This is a genomic window from Mucilaginibacter sp. RCC_168 (assembly GCF_041355315.1).
In the GTDB taxonomy this organism is placed as follows: domain Bacteria; phylum Bacteroidota; class Bacteroidia; order Sphingobacteriales; family Sphingobacteriaceae; genus Mucilaginibacter.
Map to the genome: position 1 here is coordinate 1 of NZ_JBFUPN010000075.1, position 731 is coordinate 731.

Here is a 731-nt window from a genome sequence, read left to right on the forward strand (position 1 = left end):
CAGATCTCACCGGTTACCCCAACAGGCACCAGTCCCTGATCCGGCCCCAGGATATATATCTGGGTATTGGCTATCGGGCGACCGATAGGAATAGATACCGACTCATTTACATACCTGTTTGTTTCATAGTAAGTTGCATCAGCAGTTATTTCTGTAGATCCATAGATATTAATAAGTATATGCTCATGTTTGGAAAATAAAGTATAAAAGTATCGTATTGTATTTATAGATAATTGTTCCCCACTACTAATCCAATATTTTAGATTCTTTAAGGTAATCTCACCTGATTGTAATTTATCTAATATTGCCATTAATAATGATGGCACAAGAATCAATCTGGTTATATTGTGATTTGATATATCTTCTAAAAATTCATTAATATCCAGGACTTTATTTTTTGTAAATAAAACAGATGGTACACCTTTATTTAGAGGTCCAAATAATTCCCAAATATGATCTACAAAGCTAATAGAAGTCTTTAAGGCACATTTTTCGCCACTTTTAAACGGGTAAATATTCCACATCCAATGAATTCTATTGACCAAAGAAGAGTTTTGGATTCCAACACCCTTGGGTTTACCCGAAGATCCTGATGTATAAATCATACAAACTATAAAGTCATCAGGGAATTTGCTTTTTACTGCTAATATAGAATGCTGAGCATCTATACGGTCTTTCTCGGTATTGATATTGATGACGAGCAGGTCATCTTGCTGTGGAAGCAGAACGGA

The 731-nt window shown here is 34.9% G+C and carries 1 protein-coding gene; it reads right to left on the reverse strand.

What is annotated here, in order from left to right:
* Window positions 1–731 (reverse strand): AMP-binding protein (locus AB6735_RS28015; protein WP_370999484.1); only part of this gene is annotated, 731 nt, incomplete at both ends.